Origin of the sequence: Brevibacillus borstelensis (assembly GCF_037834415.1) — a bacterium.
Lineage (GTDB): Bacteria > Bacillota > Bacilli > Brevibacillales > Brevibacillaceae > Brevibacillus > Brevibacillus borstelensis_A.
In genome coordinates, this window is record NZ_JAUMSJ010000106.1 from 1 (window position 1) to 881 (window position 881).

Consider the following 881-nt stretch of genomic DNA (forward strand, 5'->3'; position numbering starts at 1 on the left):
TGGATCGGTTACACTAAGTTGGACAGAAAAAATAAGGGCTTGTAGAATAAACCTATTATGTTAAGGAGCGGATCTCTACAATGCCAAAACAGCAACGACGTACCTTTACCTTAGAATTCAAAAAACAAATGGTGGAACTCTATGAAAACGGGAAATCCAGAGCAGCGATTGTGGAGGAATATGACCTCACAGCTTCCGCTTTAGACCGCTGGATCAAGCAGGCTCAGACAACGGGCTCCTTTAAGGAGAAAGACAATCGCTCGTCAGAAGAAAATGAACTGATCGCTTTACGAAAAGAGAACCAGCGTCTGAAAATGGAGGTCGATATTTTAAAGCAAGCCGCGCTGATCATGGGACGAAAGTAGCTATCATCCAGAACAACCTTGATAAATACTCGGTATCAGCAATGTGCGACGTCCTGCAAATCGCAAGAAGTACGTTTTACTATGAAGCGAAAGAACAACCGAACGAAGACGCTCTAACCGAAGCGATTGTGGAGATTTTCCACAAAAATCGAAAAGCCTACGGTACACGAAAGATCAAAGTCAAGCTCCAAGAACGCGGATTCGTCGTCTCCAGACGTCGAATTGGTCGGATCATGAAAGAGCAAGGGCTCGTTTCCACCTACACCGTGGCTCAATATAAACCCCATAAAACCGCTTCTAATGAAGCAACTACGGGGAATATTCTGGACCGTCAGTTCGAGCAGGAGGAAGTCCAACGTTTCGTTGTCAGCGATCTGACTTATGTGAAGGTTCAGAACCAATGGCATTACATTTGTGTGCTTGTAGATTTGTTCAATCGAGAGATCATTGGTCATAGTGTAGGTCTAAATAAGGACGCTGCGCTGATTTCCCGCGCTTTTGCGAGCGTCCAGGGCG

General features: G+C 45.3%; 1 pseudogene. It reads left to right on the forward strand.

Features of this window, described 5'->3' with window-relative positions:
- Window positions 1-80: 80 nt before the first annotated feature.
- Window positions 81-881, forward strand: a pseudogene (locus Q3F21_RS27165) (IS3 family transposase); the annotation flags it as partial.